13 protein-coding genes and 2 pseudogenes are annotated in these 15,527 nt (G+C 73.0%); 7 read left to right on the forward strand and 8 right to left on the reverse strand.

Going from position 1 to position 15,527, the window contains the following annotated elements:
* The first annotated feature begins 67 nt into the window (after positions 1-67).
* The 4 genes from aspA (at position 68) to HJD23_RS44520 (ending at position 5,283) form a co-directional block, all read left to right on the forward strand.
* On the forward strand, positions 68-1,477 hold the full coding sequence (gene aspA, locus HJD23_RS40525; protein ID WP_171117171.1) for an aspartate ammonia-lyase: 1,410 nt from the start codon (positions 68-70) through the stop codon (positions 1,475-1,477).
* 45 nt (positions 1,478-1,522) lie between these two features.
* A complete protein-coding gene (locus tag HJD23_RS40530; RefSeq protein WP_171117173.1) occupies positions 1,523-2,446 on the forward strand; it encodes a glutaminase in 924 nt (307 codons plus the stop codon).
* A gap of 90 nt (positions 2,447-2,536) precedes the next feature.
* Entirely contained in the window at positions 2,537-3,931 is a 1,395-nt protein-coding gene (gene mptB / locus HJD23_RS40535) for a polyprenol phosphomannose-dependent alpha 1,6 mannosyltransferase MptB (protein ID WP_171117176.1), read from the forward strand.
* A complete protein-coding gene (locus HJD23_RS44520) occupies positions 3,928-5,283 on the forward strand; it encodes a glycosyltransferase 87 family protein (protein ID WP_232108310.1) in 1,356 nt (451 codons plus the stop codon). The genes mptB and HJD23_RS44520 overlap by 4 nt, the downstream gene beginning before the upstream one ends.
* A gap of 83 nt (positions 5,284-5,366) precedes the next feature.
* Here the strand turns inward: HJD23_RS44520 and HJD23_RS40540 are convergent.
* Positions 5,367-6,200, reverse strand: a pseudogene (locus tag HJD23_RS40540) (serine hydrolase); the annotation flags it as partial.
* 126 nt (positions 6,201-6,326) lie between these two features.
* The gene (gene rho / locus HJD23_RS40545; RefSeq protein WP_171117180.1) at positions 6,327-7,472 is read right to left on the reverse strand and encodes a transcription termination factor Rho; all 1,146 of its coding nucleotides are present in this window, start codon (positions 7,470-7,472) and stop codon (positions 6,327-6,329) included.
* 382 nt (positions 7,473-7,854) lie between these two features.
* Between rho and HJD23_RS40550 the strand changes: the two genes are divergently transcribed.
* Positions 7,855-9,063 (forward strand): MFS transporter, encoded by a 1,209-nt coding sequence (locus tag HJD23_RS40550; protein WP_171117182.1) that lies wholly within the window; start codon positions 7,855-7,857, stop codon positions 9,061-9,063.
* A 10-nt stretch (positions 9,064-9,073) separates the two neighbouring features.
* Positions 9,074-9,799 (forward strand): class I SAM-dependent methyltransferase, encoded by a 726-nt coding sequence (locus HJD23_RS40555; protein ID WP_171117184.1) that lies wholly within the window; start codon positions 9,074-9,076, stop codon positions 9,797-9,799.
* Between the two features lie 125 nt (positions 9,800-9,924).
* On the opposite strand, the gene HJD23_RS40560 is transcribed toward HJD23_RS40555, so the two are convergent.
* The 6 genes and pseudogenes from HJD23_RS40560 to HJD23_RS44525 all read right to left on the reverse strand — a co-directional run.
* Entirely contained in the window at positions 9,925-10,671 is a 747-nt protein-coding gene (locus tag HJD23_RS40560; protein WP_171117186.1) for a GntR family transcriptional regulator, read from the reverse strand.
* Between the two features lie 152 nt (positions 10,672-10,823).
* Positions 10,824-11,990, reverse strand: coding sequence for a serine hydrolase domain-containing protein (locus HJD23_RS40565; protein ID WP_171117188.1), 1,167 nt, complete (start codon positions 11,988-11,990; stop codon positions 10,824-10,826).
* 100 nt (positions 11,991-12,090) lie between these two features.
* Entirely contained in the window at positions 12,091-12,507 is a 417-nt protein-coding gene (locus HJD23_RS40570; RefSeq protein ID WP_171117190.1) for a nuclear transport factor 2 family protein, read from the reverse strand.
* 22 nt (positions 12,508-12,529) lie between these two features.
* Positions 12,530-13,498 carry an acetylxylan esterase gene (locus HJD23_RS40575; RefSeq protein WP_171117192.1) on the reverse strand — a complete coding sequence of 323 codons (969 nt, stop codon included), beginning with the start codon at positions 13,496-13,498 and terminating at the stop codon, positions 12,530-12,532.
* A gap of 139 nt (positions 13,499-13,637) precedes the next feature.
* A complete protein-coding gene (locus HJD23_RS40580) occupies positions 13,638-14,222 on the reverse strand; it encodes a hypothetical protein (protein WP_171117194.1) in 585 nt (194 codons plus the stop codon).
* A 152-nt stretch (positions 14,223-14,374) separates the two neighbouring features.
* Positions 14,375-14,501, reverse strand: a pseudogene (locus HJD23_RS44525) (oxidoreductase); the annotation flags it as partial.
* A 238-nt stretch (positions 14,502-14,739) separates the two neighbouring features.
* Between HJD23_RS44525 and HJD23_RS40585 the strand changes: the two are divergent.
* Positions 14,740-15,522, forward strand: a complete 783-nt coding sequence (locus HJD23_RS40585; protein WP_171117195.1) for a putative protein N(5)-glutamine methyltransferase — start codon at positions 14,740-14,742, stop codon at positions 15,520-15,522.
* Positions 15,523-15,527: the final 5 nt, after the last annotated feature.

A 15,527-nucleotide genomic window follows, 5' to 3' on the forward strand; every position in this document is an offset into this window, starting at 1 on the left:
GCCGCACATCGACAACGCCCCGCGCCCCTGGGAACCTCACCCTCACCTCAGAAAGAAGAACCCCCTGATGACCGCCGCCACCCGCCGCGAGCACGATCTGCTCGGAGACCGTGACGTCCCCGCCGACGCGTACTGGGGCATCCACACCCTGCGCGCCACGGAGAACTTCCCCATCACGGGCACGCCGATCTCCGCCTACCCGCACCTCATCGACGCCCTCGCCGCCGTCAAGGAGGCCGCCGCCCTCGCCAACGAGGAGCTCGGCCTGCTCTCCTCGGACAAGGCCGCCGCCATCGTCGCCGCCTGCCGGGAGATCCGGGACGGCAGGCTGCACGACCAGTTCGTCGTGGACGTCATCCAGGGCGGCGCCGGCACCTCGACCAACATGAACGCCAACGAGGTCGTCGCCAACCGGGCGCTGGAGCTGCTCGGCCACGCCAAAGGCGAGTACGGATATCTGCACCCCAATGAGGACGTCAACCTCGGCCAGTCAACCAATGACGTCTACCCGACCGCCGTCAAGATATCGACGGTCTTCGCGGTACGTGGACTGCTCAAGGCGATGGCTGTACTGCAGGACGCCTTCGCCCGCAAGGCCGTCGAGTTCCGCGATGTGCTCAAGATGGGCCGTACACAGTTGCAGGACGCGGTACCGATGACGCTCGGTCAAGAGTTCTCCGCCTATGCCGTCATGATTGACGAGGACCGCAGCCGTCTTGCCGAGGCCGTCGAGCTGATCCATGAGATCAACCTGGGCGCCACCGCCATCGGCACCGGACTGAACGCCCCCGCCGGGTACGCCGAAGCCGCTCGCCGCCACCTCGCCGCCATCACCGGCCTGCCACTGGTCACCGCGGCGAACCTCGTCGAGGCCACCCAGGACTGCGGCGCGTTCGTCCAGATGTCCGGCGTGCTCAAGCGGATCGCGGTCAAGCTCTCCAAGAGCTGCAACGACCTGCGCCTGCTGTCCTCCGGCCCGCGCGCGGGCCTGGGTGAGATCAACCTGCCGCCGGTGCAGGCGGGTTCGTCCATCATGCCGGGCAAGGTCAATCCGGTGATCCCCGAGGTCGTCAACCAGGTCGCCTTCGAGGTGATCGGCAACGACGTCACCATCACCATGGCCGCCGAGGCCGGACAGCTCCAGCTCAACGCCTTCGAGCCGATCATCCTGCACTCCCTGTCCGAGAGCATCACGCATCTGCACAGCGCCTGCCTCACCCTCGCCGAGCGCTGCGTCGACGGCATCACCGCCAACACCGAGGTGCTGCGCGCGAGCGTGGAGAACTCCATCGGCCTGGTCACCGCCCTCAATCCGCACATCGGGTACACCGCGGCCACCGACATCGCCAAGGAGGCCCTGGTCACGGGCCGGGGTGTGGCCGAACTCGTCCTGGAGAAGGGCTTGCTGCCGGCCGAGCGGCTCGCCGCGCTGCTGAAGCCGGAGGTCCTCGCGGGCAGCGGCTCACCCGTCGTCTGACCCGTGGATGCGCGCCAGGACCGGACGGGAGGCACACTAGTGATCATGACGTCGTCGCTGAGCTTCCAACCGGTCCTGGAGCGCATCGCCGAGGAGATCGAGCACACCCCCGGCCGTGGCCGGCCCGCCGACTACATCCCGGCACTGGCCGCCTGCGACCCGCGCCGCTTCGGCATGGCCGTCGCGGAACTGGACGGCACGGTGTACGGCGTGGGGGAGTGGCGCGAGCCGTTCTCCGCGCAGTCCGTCACCAAGGTCTTCACCCTCGCCCTCGACCTGTCCCGCGAGGGCGACGAACTCTGGGAGCACGTCGGCCGCGAGCCCTCCGGCAATCCCTTCAACTCCCTGGTGCAGTTGGAGTACGAGAACGGCATTCCACGCAATCCGTTCATCAACGCCGGCGCGCTGGTCGTCACCGACCGCCTCCAGACCCGTACGGGCGACGCGGCGGGCACCCTCCTGGAGTTCCTGCGGGACGAGAGCGGCAACCCCGAGGTGGACTTCGACTCCGAGGTCGCCGCGTCCGAAGCCGCGCACGGCGACCGCAACGCCGCACTGGCCCACTTCATGGCCTCCTACGGCAACATCGACAATGCGGTGCCGCTCCTGCTCGACCAGTACTTCCGGCAGTGCTCGATCCGCGCGTCCTGCGCCGACCTCGCCCTGGCCACCGCCTTCCTGGCGCGGCACGGGGTGCGCGCCGACGGTTCGCGGCTGCTGAGCCGCAGCCAGGCCAAGCAGGTCAACGCGGTGATGCTGACCTGCGGCACGTACGACGCGGCGGGTGATTTCGCCTACCGGGTGGGCCTGCCCGGCAAGAGCGGGGTGGGTGGAGGAATCGTCGCCGTGGTGCCGGGCCGCTGCACGTTGTGCGTGTGGAGCCCGGGTCTCGACGACCGCGGCAACTCGGTGGCGGGGGTCGCTGCCCTGGACCGTTTCACGACGCTCACCGGACTGTCGGTGTTCTGATCACATGGCAGTCATGCGCAGGCTAACCCCCGGAGGGCGGCGCGTCGCTTTCCGGCCACCCGGCGTTGACACCCTGACCGAGTGTTGGCCATGGCTTCCTCCGTCGATCTCCGCCGCTGCCAGATGCTCGGTCTGGCCGGTACCGCCTTTCTCGCGTTGGGTGGTGAGACGGCCGGAGCCCTCCCGGTCCGCGAGTTGCTGTCGCCGTCCTCGGCCGGCGCCGCGCTCGGACTCGTCGGCGTCTACTTCGGCGTCGTCCTGCTGATAGCGGCCTGGGCGCTGCTCGGCAGGCTGCTGCGCGGCCCCGAACCACCCACGCCACGCTCGCTGTTGCTGGTCCTCGCCGTCTGGGCGGCCCCGCTGCTGCTGGCCCCGCCGCTGTTCAGCCGCGACGTCTACAGCTACCTCGCCCAGGGCGCCATGGTCGACGCGCAGATCGACGTGTACACGCACGGCCCGTCCCGGCTCGGCGGCCCGCTCGCCGAGGAGGTCTCCCCGGTGTGGCAGCACACGGCCGCCCCGTACGGCCCGGTGTTCCTCGCCGCCGCCTCCGCGCTGTCCGGCCTGACCCGGGGCGAACTCCCCGCCGGCCTCATGGGCATGCGCCTGCTGGCGCTGCTGGGCGTGGCCCTGATGGCGGCCGCGCTGCCCCGCCTCGCCCGGCACAGCGGCGCCGACCCGGCCGCCGCCCTGTGGCTGGGTGCCCTCAACCCGCTGGTGCTGCTGCACCTGGTGGCGGGCGCCCACAACGACGCGATGATGCTGGGCCTGCTCGGCGTGGGCCTGGTCGCGGCGCTGGGCCGCTGGCCCGTCCTCGGCGCCGTGCTCGTCACCCTCGCCGCGCTCGTCAAGGCGCCCGCCGTGCTCGGCCTCGCCGCGGTCGTCGTCCTCCAGATGCGCGCGGGACGCGGCGCGGCGCGGGCGGTGCTGACGACCGCCGCCGCGTCGGCCGCCACGACGGTCGCCGCGACGGCCGTCGCCGGCACCGGATACGGGTGGATCGCCGCCCTCAACACCCCCGTCTCACCGCACAACTGGGCGCTCACCAGCCTGCTCGGCCGCGCCACCGGCGCCCTGCTGGAGCGGCTCGGCAGCGACCTCGCACCGCTCGCCGTCCCGGTCTGGCACATGATCGGCCTGGTGATCACCGCCGCCGCGCTGCTCGTCATATGGGTGCGGCTGCGCCCGCGCCCGGTGTACGCGCTCGGCCTCAGCCTGGCGGCGGTGGCCGCCTTCGGCCCGGCCATCCGGCCCTGGTACGCGCTGTGGGGGCTGTTCCTGATCGCCGCCGCCGCGCCCGACACCTCGGTACGGCACCGGGTCGCCGCGGTCACCTGTGTGCTCGCCCTCGGTGTCCTGCCCAGCGGCGGCCCGGCCGACCTCGGGCAACTGGTGCTGGCCGTCTCCGGCGGCGTACTCGCCGTGGTGGTGCTGTGGCAGGCCCACCAGGCCGCGCAGGCCCCGGTCCTGGGGCGTACGGCATGAGGACACCCCGGACCGACCGCGGGCGGCTGCTGCTCGTGCTGGTCCTCGCCGCCGCCGTGACCGTCTTCACCGCGACCGTGCCGCTCCTGCGCGACTGGTTCGACCTGCGTGTCTACCACGGCACCATCCACAGCTGGATCCACGACGGCGGCCGGATCTACGACTACCGCGTGCCGGACACGATGTACGGCTTCACCTACCCGCCGTTCGCCGCCGTGGCCATGCTGCCCATGGCCCTGGTCGGGATGCAGGCCGCGATCGTGATCGCGCTGCTGCTCAACCTGGCGGCCCTGGCCGTGTCGTTGCGCGTGCTGACCGGACGGGCCTGGCGTCGCCACGGCTGGTACGGCTGCGCCCTGGCCGCCTGCGCCCTCGCGCTGTACGAACCGTTGCGCGACACCTTCAGCTTCGGGCAGGTCAACGTCCTTCTGCTGGCCCTCGTCCTGGTCGACGCCTGGCTGCTCGCCACCGGGCGGGGACGCTGGGCCGGCGTCGGCATCGGCCTCGCGGCGGCCATCAAGCTCACACCCGCCCTCTTCATCGGCCTGCTGCTGCTCGCCCGGCGCCGGCGGGCCGCGACCGTCGCGACGGGCGTGGCGGCCGGGGCGACGGGGCTCGCGGCCGTGGTGGCGCCGGATGCGTCGCGTTTCTACTGGACGCACGCCATGTGGGACACCACCCGCGTGGGCCGGCTGGACTACGTCTCGAACCAGTCCCTGCAGGGCATCCTGGCCCGGCTGGACGTCGAGAGCCGCGCGGTCTGGGCGGTCACCGTGCTGCTGGTGCTGGGCGTGTGGGCGTGGCGCGCCCGCAAAGCCGTGGCGGCCGGTGACTGGTACGCCGCGTTCGCGCTCACCGGTCTGACGGCCTGTCTGGTCAGCCCGATCACCTGGGTGCACCACCTCGTCTGGCTGCTGCCGGCCTTCGTGGTGCTGGTCCGGGCCGGGCAGCCGCGGATCGCGGCCGTGCTGTACGCCGTGCTGTGCACCAGCGTGGTGTGGCTGTGGTTCGACGACGCGTCCGGTGTCGACGGGTTCCTCGGCAGCAACACGTACGCCTGGATCACCCTCGGGCTGCTGCTGGGGACGCCGGTGGGTCAGTCCTCGATGTGGAAGACCTTGAGCCGCAGGACCAGCGCGACGGCCGCGGCGCCCAGACAGGCGGCGACCGCGATCGCCGCGGTCTCCGGCCAGCCCGGCTCGGGCTCCGGCGTGACCGCGGCGGCCACCGGCGCCGACGCGGTCTCGGGACCGGGGCGGGGCCTGCTGCGCAGGGCGTCCAGCGAGCCGACCGGGTCGACCCGGCCGGCGGCGCCGAAGCCCCAGTCGAGCAACGACCGGGCCTCCTCGTAGACGTCGAAGGGGCCGCCCGACTGGGGGTTCATCACCGACACGACCAGGGTGCGCCCGTCGCGTCGGGCCGCGGCGATGAGCGTGTGCCCGGCGTCGCTGGTGTAGCCGTTCTTGATGCCGATCAGGCCCGGGTAGCGCGCCACGCCGTCGTCGCCGGTCAGCAGCCGGTTGGTGTTGCGGATGTCGTAGGCCCGGTCGCCGACGGGGAACTTGGCCTCCAGGGTGGCGCAGTACCGGGCGAAGTCCGCGTTGCGCAGCCCCTCCCGGCCGAAGAGGGCCAGGTCGTACGCCGACGACACCTGGCCCTCCGCGTCGTATCCGTCGGGCGACCGGACCCGGGTGTCGCGGGCGCCCAGGGCGTGGGCCTTGGCCTCCATCTGCCGGGCCGTGACGCGCCAGCCGCCGTTGAGCCGGGCCAGCACGCGCACGGCGTCGTTGCCCGAGCTGAGGAAGACCCCGCGCCACAGGTCGTCGACGCGGTACGAGTCCCCCTCGTTGACGCCGACCAGGCTGCTGCCCTCACCGACCTCCGACAACTCGCCGTACGTCACCTGGTGCCGGATGCCGCCGGGCAGCTTGGGCAGCACGGTGAGGGCGAACAGGGCCTTGATGGTGCTGGCGGGGGGCAGTTTGCGGTGCGCGTCGTGCGCGGCGAGCACCTCGCCGGTGCGGGCGTCGGCCACCAGCCAGGACAGGGCGGAGACGTCCGGGACCTCCGGCGCGCCGGGATGCGGCCGCACCTGTGTGCCGGAGCGGTACAGCACGGCCGGCACCGGCGCCGTTCCGTGGGTCCCGCCCGGCTTTCCGGGGTCGGCCCCGGTCGGGGCGGCCGTCGCGACGGGCGCGAACGCGAGGGCACCAGTCAGGCAGAGGCCACAGGTCGCCACGGCCACCCGGGAAGAGAGTCCGATTGTCATATGATCAACCTAGGAATGGACCGGCCCCGATGCGCGCTGCCCGGGCCAAGCGGGGGCCGCGTGCACCCGGATGCCGCACGTGAGCCCGGTGTGTCGCGTTTTCACGAACCGCCGCGTGCCCCTGGCTCAGCCCGCCGGCAGCGTCGGCTGGATCCGGCGCAGGAACGTGGCGTTGTCGGGGGTCTGCCGCATCCGCTCCAGCAGCGTCTCCAGACCGGCCTCGCCGTCCCGGGTCTGCAGCGCCCGCCGCAGTCCCCGTACGGCGGTCAACTCGGCCGGGGACAGCAGCAGTTCCTCGCGGCGGGTGCCGGAGCCGGTGATGTCGACGGCCGGGAAGACGCGGCGGGAGGCGAGTTCGCGGCTCAGCCGGAGCTCCATGTTGCCGGTGCTCTTGAGCTCCTCGAAGAAGAAGTCGTCGGCCCGGGAGCCGGTCTCGACCAGGGCGGTGGCCAGGATGGTCAGCGAACCGCCCTCCTCGGCCAGCCGCGCGGCTCCGAAGAACCGCTTGGGCCCGTGCAGCGCGGCCGCGTCCACACCGCCGGAGAGAGTACGGCCGCCGGAGGCCGCGGCGTTGTTGTGCGCCCGGCACAGCCGGGTCAGCGAGTCGAGCAGGATCACCACGTCCTCACCGGCCTCGACGAGCCGCTTGGCCCGCTCGATCACCAGCTCGGCGAGCGCGATGTGCTGCATGGGCGTCCGGTCGAAGGTCGAGGCGTACACCTCGCCGCGCACCGAGCGCCGCATGTCGGTGACCTCCTCGGGGCGCTCGTCGAGCAGCACGACCATCAGCCGGCACTCGGGGTGGTTGCCGGCGACGGCGGCCGCGATCTGCTGGATCAGGACGGTCTTGCCGGTCTTGGGCGGGGCCACGATCAGCCCGCGCTGCCCCTTGCCGACCGGGGAGATCAGGTCGGCGACGCGTCCGGTGAGCCCGGCCGCCGGGTGTTCGAGGCGGAGCCGCTCGCCGGGGTGAAGGGGCGTGAGGTCATGGAAGTGACGGCGGCCCCGGAGCTGTCCGGGAGCGTGGCCGTTGATGTGCTCGACCTCGGTGAGGGCGCGCTGCGGGCCGCGCACGGCTTCGACGAGGTCGCCCTTGCGCAGCCCGTACCGGCGGATCAGCGCGGCCGGGAGCTGCGGATCGGCGGGCGAGGGCAGGCAGTCGAGGCCGCGCAGGTGTCCCTTGCCGCCCGCGTCGATGTCGAGGACACCGGTGACGGCCTGGGTGGCCGGGGCCTGCTGCTGAAGGGGAGGGCGTTCGAGTGTGGTGGTCATGGTGGTCGGTCCTTTCACGGACTCGGAGGCCTGCTGCGCAGGCGAGCGGGAGGAGAGGAAGGGAAGGGGGAAGTGCCGCAGACGAGGCGTACGTACGTGCCTCCGGGCGGCGGGAACAGCACCTCGGCGACGGCCTGAAGGCACGTGGTGAGGTGGTGCTGGGAGAAGCCGCTGTACCAGCCATCCAGAAAACGGCGGGTGTCTCGCGGGCTGAGGAAGGAACTGGCACCGGCGCCACAACGGGGCGTACACAAGTGCTCTCCGCACTGTACCCCCTCACCTGCGACTGCCGCTGTGACATACGTCTCACCGGCTCGCGGGCGGCGGCCGTACCCCGGTTGGATGGGGTGGATCAACGTGGGCCGTGGAGGGTGTGCCGGGGATGGGGGAGGGGCGGTCGCTGGGGCGGCGGTTCGGGTGGCTGTGGGGCGCCTACGCGGTCAGCACGATGGGCACCTGGCTCGCCTTCGACGCGTTTCCCCTGATCGCCGTTCTGGTGCTGCACGCCGGGCCGGGCGAGGTGTCGGCGCTGGCCGCGGCCGGGCTGGTGGTGGGAGCCGTGGTCGCGGTGCCGCTCGGGCCGTGGATGGAGTTCCGCCGCAAGCGGCCGGTGATGATCGCGATGGACCTGGTCCGGTTCGCGGCACTGATGACCGTACCCGCGGCCTTTCTGCTCGGTGAGCTGAGCCTGGCCCAGCTCCTGGTGGTGTCGGTGGTCGTCGCGGCGGCGGACATCACCTTCACCGCGGCGAGCGGGGCCTGCCTGAAGGCGCTGGTGCCGCCCGGGGATCTAGTCGTCGCCAACGGGCGGTTCGAGGCCACGATGTGGTCCGCCACCGTGCTCGGTCCACCCCTCGGCGGGTTCGCCGTCGGGACGTTCGGCCCGGTCGTGACCGTGGCGGCCAACGCGGTCAGTTTTCTGCTCTCGGCGGTGGGGATCCGCGCGATGGGCGCCGGCGAGCCGCGCCCGGCGGCGCGGAATCAGGCGTCGTCCCGGCTGCGGGCCGCCGACCTGCTCGACGGCTGGCGGCACATCCTCACCGACCCGGTGCTGCGCCCGCTGTTCTGCAACACGGTCCTGGTCAACGGCCTGATCATGGCGGCCCAGCCACCGCTCGCCGTCCTGATGCTCGGTCCGCTCGGGTTCCCGCCCTGGCAGTACGCCCTCGCGTTCGCGGTGCCCTGCATCGGCGGGCTGATCGGCTCCCGGCTGGCCCCACGGCTCGTCGCACGGTTCGGGCAGCGCAAGATCCTGCTCACGGTGGGGACACTGCGCGCGTGCTGGCCGGTCGGGCTGGCCTTCGTCCACCCCGGCCTGACCGGGCTGCTGCTCGTATGGGTGGTCGAGTTCGGGCTGATCACCTGCATGGGCGTGTACAACCCGGTGCTCGCCACCCGCCGGCTGGAGCGGACCCCGGCGGACCGGGTCGTGCGCACCCTGTCCGCCTGGTCCGTCTCGACGAAGCTCACCATCGCGGCCCTGACCGCCCTGTGGGGCGTGCTGGCCACCGTCACCAGCCCGCGCACCGCGATCGCGCTCGCCGGGCTGCTGATCCTCGCCACGCCGCTCCTGCTGTCCAGGCGGGACTAAGCTGAAGTCGATGTTCCGTCCCCAAGGCCCCAGCCTGCGTGAACTCGCCGTCCAGGCGCTGTCGTCGGTCGAGCGGGGCTACGACCTGCTCGCCCCCAAGTTCGACCACACCCCCTTCCGCACGCCCGACTCGGTGCTCGACGCCGTCACCTCGGCCCTGCGCCGGATCGGGCCGTTCCAGGACGGGCTCGACGTGTGCTGCGGTACCGGCGCGGGCGTCGGCGTGCTGCGGCAGGTGTGCGAGGGGACCGTCACGGGGGTCGACTTCAGCGCGGGCATGCTCGCGGTCGCGCGGGAGCGTGTCCCGTCCGGCCCGCCCCGGGTGTCGTGGGTGCGTGCCGATGCCCGGGCCCTGCCGTTCCGCCCCGCGTTCGACCTGGCGGTGAGCTTCGGGGCGTTCGGGCACTTCCTGCCGCGGGAGCTGCCGGGGCTGTTCGCGCAGGTGCACTCCGTGCTGCGGCCGGGCGGATGCTTCGCGTTCCCGGTCGTGGCCCCGCCCCGGACGGGCTCCCTGATGTACTGCATGCTGCTGGGCTTCGACCTGGTGATGCGGGTGCGCAACGCCGTGTGGCGGCCGCCGTTCGTCATGTACTACCGGGCCGTGCGGTTCGGGGACATCCTGAGGGAGCTGGAAGGCGCCGGGTTCCGGGTGGATCTGCACCCGCTGCCCGAGTTCGGGCAGCGGCGCGACGGGAGCCCGCGAGTGCGGATGGTCGTGGCCCGACGCCTCCAGTAGGCGCTTCAGCTCCGGATGATTTCAGCGGGGCGCCCGGAGGGACGTCGTCCGCCTACTCCCGCCCGGCGCTGGACGAGGCCCTTTTGGTGAGGTCGGCGGCGGGCCCAGCCCGGCCCGGGCCCCGGTCAGACCGCCGCCGGGAGCGTGAACTCGTAGACCAGCGCGTCCCCTTGGGCGTCCACGACGAGGTCGGTGACCTCCAGCGGCCGCTCGTACTGGTCGTGCACCAGGCGCGTCACCCGGACCGAGGGGCTGTCGGGGAGGCGGGTGATGGCGTCGCGGTGGTGCAGGGTCAGCCCTGCCTTGCGCATCCAGTCGTAGGCGCGGCGCAGCTGGGCCGAGGCGGTGCCGTCGGCGCGGTCGCGGTAGCGGGCCAGCTCCTCGACCTCGGCCAGGGCCACGGCCGAGAAGGACGTGACGGCCCTGCGCAGGCCGCGGCCGTCGGCGGAGGCGGACTCGTAGCGGTGCATCAGTGTCGGCCGGTGCGGAGCGAACCCGAGGGCCGCCGCGTGCTCGGGCGGGGGTGTCTCCCAGGTGACGGTGGCCCGGTCGACGGCGCGCGGGTCGGCGGCGCGCCGGGCGCCGACCGGGAAGACCAGCGAGGTCAGGTGCTCGACCGGCGGGCCGGGCAGGGTGGCGTGGCTGCCGCGCCGGTCGGTGGCGACCAGGCCGTCCCGGCGCAACACCTCCAGCGCCTGCCGTACGGTCTCCCTGCTGACCCCGAAGTGCTCGGCCAACTGCCGCTCGCCCGGCAGCCGTTCGCCGGGCGGGATCGTGCCGTCGCGTAGTTCGCCGAGCAGCTCCGTCGCGATCCGCCAGTACAGGGGCCGTTCTTCGGTGTGCGGGCGGTCGTGCGGGGTGGTGCGGGCCATGCCGCGCCCTCCTGTTGGTGACATGCCGTAGCCGTGCGGGCTCATTGCGCCACCAGATCTAGCATTGGTCTAAACCAGCGGGGAAGACCGGCCCGGCGGTTCGGCCGAAACAGACTGGGGCGGGAACCCGCCCGAGGAGGGCGCGCAGGCCGTCACAGGGCGCCGTACAGGGCGTTCACCAACGCCATCTTCCGTGGATCGTCGGCGATGTGCGGCCCCATGCGGTTCATCACATACCCGAGCGACACGCCCGCCTCCGGGTCGGCGAGCCCGCACGATCCGCCGAACCCGTCGTGCCCGAAGGCGCGGGGGTTGGGCCCGTACGAGCCGTGCGGCCCGCTGAGCCACAGGCCGAGGCCGGCCTCCGTGTCCCTGCCGAGGCCGACGCCCAGCACCAGATCCCGGCGGCTGCCCTGGCCCGCACGCACCCGCTCGGCCGCCTCCGGGGAGAGGACCCGCCGGCCGCCGTACGATCCCCGGCCCGCGAGGATCCCGTACAGGGCGGCCACCGCCCGCGCGGTGCCGTGACCGTTCGCGGCGGGGATCTCGGCGGCTCGCCACTCGGGCGTGTTGGCCTCGGCCGCGCCCACCGCGGGGTTGGTCAGCGCGGCGACCGCGGCGGGCGCCAACTGGCTGAAGATCGCCGCCTGTTCGGTGCTCGGCGAGACCCTTCGGTGCGTCAGCTCCGCAGCCCGCACGGCGTCCTTCTCCGGCAGCCCGATGGTGAAGTCGACGCCGAGCGGCCCGGTCACCTCCCGCTCCAGGAACGCGCCGGGCAGCAGCCCCGAGACCCGCCGGACGACCTCGCCGACCAGGTGGCCGTACGTCAGCGCGTGGTATCCCGACCGCGTCCCCGGCTCCCACCAGGGCTCCATTGCCGCGAGCCGACGAGTCGTCACCTCCCAGTCGCACAGGTCGGCGAACGAGTGCGGTTCGCGCAGTCCGGAAAGACCGGCGCGGTGCGAGAGGAGATGCCGTACGAGGACGCTCTCCTTGCCCGCCGCGGCGAACTCCGGCCAGTACGTGGCCACCGGCGCGTCGAGATCCAGCAGGCCGCGGTCGGCGAGAATGTGCGCGCACAGCGCCACCGGCCCCTTGGACGTCGACCACACGTTGACCAGCGTGTCGCGCTCCCACGGCCGGGTACGGGCCGGGTCGGCCCAACCGCCCCACAGGTCCACGACTGTCACGCCGTCGACCACGACGGTGACGGCCGCGCCCAGCTCCTGGCGCTCCCGGAAGTTCTCCTGGAACGCCGCACGCACCGCCGCGAAACGGGCGTCGCAGTGGCCGTGGATCTGTGGCTCGCGCTCGGACATGCACCCTCCGTCGTCCGTAGGAAGCCCGGTCCGCGACCCTGCGGACCGGGCTTCATGAACGTACCGACTGGTCGGACGGCGCGGAAGGTCAGCGGGAAGGTCAGCGGGAAGGTCGGCCGAAGAACAGCGCCCCCGTCGGCTCCTGGTGGCCGTCGACGCTGTGCCAGTAGTCCCGCGTCTCGACCGCCAGCCCGGCGGCGTCGAACCGTACGAAGACGCACCCCGCCAGGGTGGCGGGCTTACCGCCCTCCTCGGACAGCACCCGGAACTCGGCCACCGCCACCCCGTCCCGACCCACCACCGGCGGCGAGAAGCGCACGTCGGTCACCCGCTCGTCGGCGAACGACCAGCGCAGATACGCGGCGAGTTCACCGCGCCCGCGGTGCGGTTCACGGAACGGCATGGAGCGGTGGACGCACTCCTCGGCGTACAGCGCGAGCAGCGCGTCCACATCGTGCGCGGCCCAGCCGCGCTCCCACCCGCGGACGAACCGCTCGGCGGCCTCGCGTGTCTCCATGACAGACCTTTCCACGGACCGCTCAGGCGTACGACCGCAGCCAGCGCATCCTGGCGACCTCCTGGAACGGGCCGCCGCCCTCGTGGTCGTTGAAGTCGTACACCTCGATCGCCTTCTCCTCGTGCGCCCAGGCGTTGAACGCGGCGAACACCGTGGACGGCGGGCACGTCTGGTCCTCCAGCGCCGCCGAGAACAGGGCGGGGGCGCTGCCGCGGGCGGCGAAGTGCACGCCGTCGAAGTAGGAGAGCGTGCGCAGCGCGTCCTCGCTGCGGCCGCGGTGCGTCTTGAGGTAGAGGCCGATCTCCCGGTACGGGTGACGGTCCGTCAGGGTCGCCGCACGCGGGTAGTCGCACAGGAACGGCACGTCGGGCGCGACCGCCACCAGGTCCGGGACCAGGCCGCCGACGGCGATGGCGATACCGCCGCCCTGGCTGGCGCCGAGCGCTACGGTCCGGGCCGGGTCGGTGAGCGGATGCGAGCGGGCCGCCTCGACGGCGCGGACCGCGTCCGTGAACACCCGGCGGTAGTAGTAGTTCTCGGGCGCGTCGATGCCGCGGGTCATGAAACCGGGGTACGCCGGAGCACCGCCGACCGGGTCAGGGGTGCCGCCGCCGGCGCCCCAGGCGCTGCCCTGGCCGCGGGTGTCCATCACGAAGTGCGCGCGACCCGTGGACGCCCACAGCAGATGCTCGTGCGGCAGCCCGCGCCCGCCCCCGTAGCCGATGAACTCGACGACCAGCGGCACCGGTTCCTCGGCGGCGGCGGGCAGCGTCAGCCAGCCCTTCACCGGGTGACCGCCGTACCCGGCGAACGTCACGTCAAACACCTGCACGGTGGTCAGCCCCGTGTCGACCGGCTCGAACCGGACGTCCAGGTCGTGCTCGCGGGCCTCCTGGAGGGTCTTGGACCAGAAGGCGTCGAAGTCCTCGGGTTCGGCGGAGGAGCTCCGGTACGCGCGGAGCTCGTCGAGGGGGAGGTCGAACAGGGCCATGTAGGACCGCCTTCAGCTGCAGACGACGTTGGTGATCACACCGTACGCGGGTGGTCGGACCACTCGCCAGATACACCGGCCGACGCCGATCCAGGTCCACGACGGATCACACGCCGGATCCGCCTCCGGCGCCCCCGCATCAGGCCCGCCGACGGGTCCACTGCGGTTCCGTACGCGCCCACGCGCGCTCCCACTCCGCCATCCGGTGCCGGTTCGCCACCCGGCGGACGGCCGCCTGGCCGAGCAGCACCACGGCGACCGTGCCGCCCGTGGCGCAGACGCCCATGGTCAGGCTGTGCTGCCAGACCGTCGCGGCGCTCGGGGGCGGCGGCACGCTGCGGCCCCGCCCGTCGAACCACACGTCGACCGTCTGCCCGGGCCGCGTCCCCGCCGGGACCCGCGCCGTGCCCTCCCGGGGACCCTCGCCGGGCTCCGTCCAGCGCACGGTCGCGCGGTACGAGTACTCCCGGCCGCCCTGCACCGCGGGCAGCGTGTCGGGGGTCCTGCCGACGACCTCGGCACGGACGTGCCGCCGGTCCTCCCGCTGGGCCGCCGCGGTCTGCCGTGCCTCGCCGTGGGCCCACCAGCCCGCCAGCGCCCCGGCCAGCGGCGCGCCCAGGAACAGCAGGACGGCGACGGCCAGCACCGTCCACGCCTCGACGACGTCCGACCTGCGCCGCAGCGGATTGCGCCGCCAACGCCAGCCGCGCACCCGGGTTCGCATGTCCGCCTCCTCGCCGTCACCGGAGCCGGGGAGCCGTACCGGTGCCCCTGGGCCCACGTACGCGTGCGAGTCCACATGAATCTGGTACCCCGTCCGGCGGACTTCGTTCACCGGGACGGACCGATGACAGGGACGGAGCGGCCGGGAGGCGGGCCGTCGGCGGCGGTCAGCCGGGGCATCAGGCGCCAGCCGGGCAGGTGCCCCGCCCAGCCGGGGCACCGCGAACCGGAAGGTGACCGCGCGCGGCGTCTCGCGGCGGATCTCGGTGAGCGTGGCAGATCAGTGCGTACGCGTACCTCCCGTACGTGGTACGAGGACATGCCCCGGAGACGGTCGCCGTCCGACCCGTGAGGTAGGGTGACCGTCCGGCTGAGGGCGGTCCCAGCCGTGTGCGACCGAGGAGGTGAGACCCATTACCGCTGTGTCAGGTCGGGTGCTCTCCCCTCAGGTCGGCTCGGATCACCGGCAGTAGGCGACCGAGAGAGCGCCCTTCGGCTTCCGGAAGGCTCTCACCTGCATGCCCGTACCGCTTTCTCCCTCCCGTTCCTCCGTGGTCGCCGCGCTGCGTACCGCGGGCTGTGTCTTCGCCGAGGACGAGGCGGAACTGCTCCTCGGCGCCGCCCGCACCCCGGACGAACTCGCCGCCATGGTGGCCCGCCGCACCGGCGGGCTGCCCCTTGAACTCGTCGTCGGCTGGGCCGAGTTCAGGGGGCTGCGCATCACCGTCGAACCCGGCGTCTTCGTCCCCCGCCGCCGCACCGAGTTCCTGGTCGAACAGGCCCTCGCCGCCGCCCCCGAAGCCTCGGTCGTCGTCGACCTGTGCTGCGGCTCCGGCGCGGTGGGAGCCGCCCTGGCCGCGGCCCTGGGCCGGGTCGAACTGCACGCCGCCGACATCGATCCGGCCGCGGTGGACTGCGCCCGGCGCAATGTCGCCGGACACGGCGGCCGGGTCCACGAAGGCGACCTGTACGCGGCGCTCCCCGGCGAACTGCGGGGCCGCGTCGACATCCTCGCCGCGAACGTCCCCTATGTCCCCACCGCCGAGGTCGGCCTCCTGCCCGCCGAGGCACGTGACCACGAACCACCGGCTGCCCTCGACGGCGGCGCCGACGGACTGGACGTGCTGCGCCGGGTCGCCGCCGGGGCGGCCGAGTGGCTCGCGCCCGGCGGCTGCCTGCTGACCGAGACCAGCGAACGCCAGGCGCCTCAGGCCGTCGACGCCTTCGTCCGGGCCGGTCTGACGACCCGTCTGGCGGTGTCGGAGGAGCTGTACGCCCATGTGGTGATCGGCACCCGCTGAGCCCG

Origin of the sequence: Streptomyces sp. Z423-1, from assembly GCF_013009255.1 — a bacterium.
Classification (GTDB): Bacteria; Actinomycetota; Actinomycetes; order Streptomycetales; family Streptomycetaceae; genus Streptomyces; species Streptomyces gossypiisoli.

What these genes read in the sequence shown, in the direction of transcription:
- aspA (WP_171117171.1), top strand. Translation starts at nt 68, where the DNA reads ATGACCGCCGCCACCCGCCGCGAGCACGATCTGCTCGGAGACCGTGAC.
- HJD23_RS40530 (WP_171117173.1), top strand. Translation starts at nt 1,523, where the DNA reads ATGACGTCGTCGCTGAGCTTCCAACCGGTCCTGGAGCGCATCGCCGAG.
- mptB (WP_171117176.1), top strand. Translation starts at nt 2,537, where the DNA reads ATGGCTTCCTCCGTCGATCTCCGCCGCTGCCAGATGCTCGGTCTGGCC.
- HJD23_RS44520 (WP_232108310.1), top strand. Translation starts at nt 3,928, where the DNA reads ATGAGGACACCCCGGACCGACCGCGGGCGGCTGCTGCTCGTGCTGGTC.
- rho (WP_171117180.1), bottom strand. Translation starts at nt 7,472, where the DNA reads ATGACCACCACACTCGAACGCCCTCCCCTTCAGCAGCAGGCCCCGGCC.
- HJD23_RS40550 (WP_171117182.1), top strand. Translation starts at nt 7,855, where the DNA reads ATGGGGGAGGGGCGGTCGCTGGGGCGGCGGTTCGGGTGGCTGTGGGGC.
- HJD23_RS40555 (WP_171117184.1), top strand. Translation starts at nt 9,074, where the DNA reads ATGTTCCGTCCCCAAGGCCCCAGCCTGCGTGAACTCGCCGTCCAGGCG.
- HJD23_RS40560 (WP_171117186.1), bottom strand. Translation starts at nt 10,671, where the DNA reads ATGGCCCGCACCACCCCGCACGACCGCCCGCACACCGAAGAACGGCCC.
- HJD23_RS40565 (WP_171117188.1), bottom strand. Translation starts at nt 11,990, where the DNA reads ATGTCCGAGCGCGAGCCACAGATCCACGGCCACTGCGACGCCCGTTTC.
- HJD23_RS40570 (WP_171117190.1), bottom strand. Translation starts at nt 12,507, where the DNA reads ATGGAGACACGCGAGGCCGCCGAGCGGTTCGTCCGCGGGTGGGAGCGC.
- HJD23_RS40575 (WP_171117192.1), bottom strand. Translation starts at nt 13,498, where the DNA reads ATGGCCCTGTTCGACCTCCCCCTCGACGAGCTCCGCGCGTACCGGAGC.
- HJD23_RS40580 (WP_171117194.1), bottom strand. Translation starts at nt 14,222, where the DNA reads ATGCGAACCCGGGTGCGCGGCTGGCGTTGGCGGCGCAATCCGCTGCGG.
- HJD23_RS40585 (WP_171117195.1), top strand. Translation starts at nt 14,740, where the DNA reads ATGCCCGTACCGCTTTCTCCCTCCCGTTCCTCCGTGGTCGCCGCGCTG.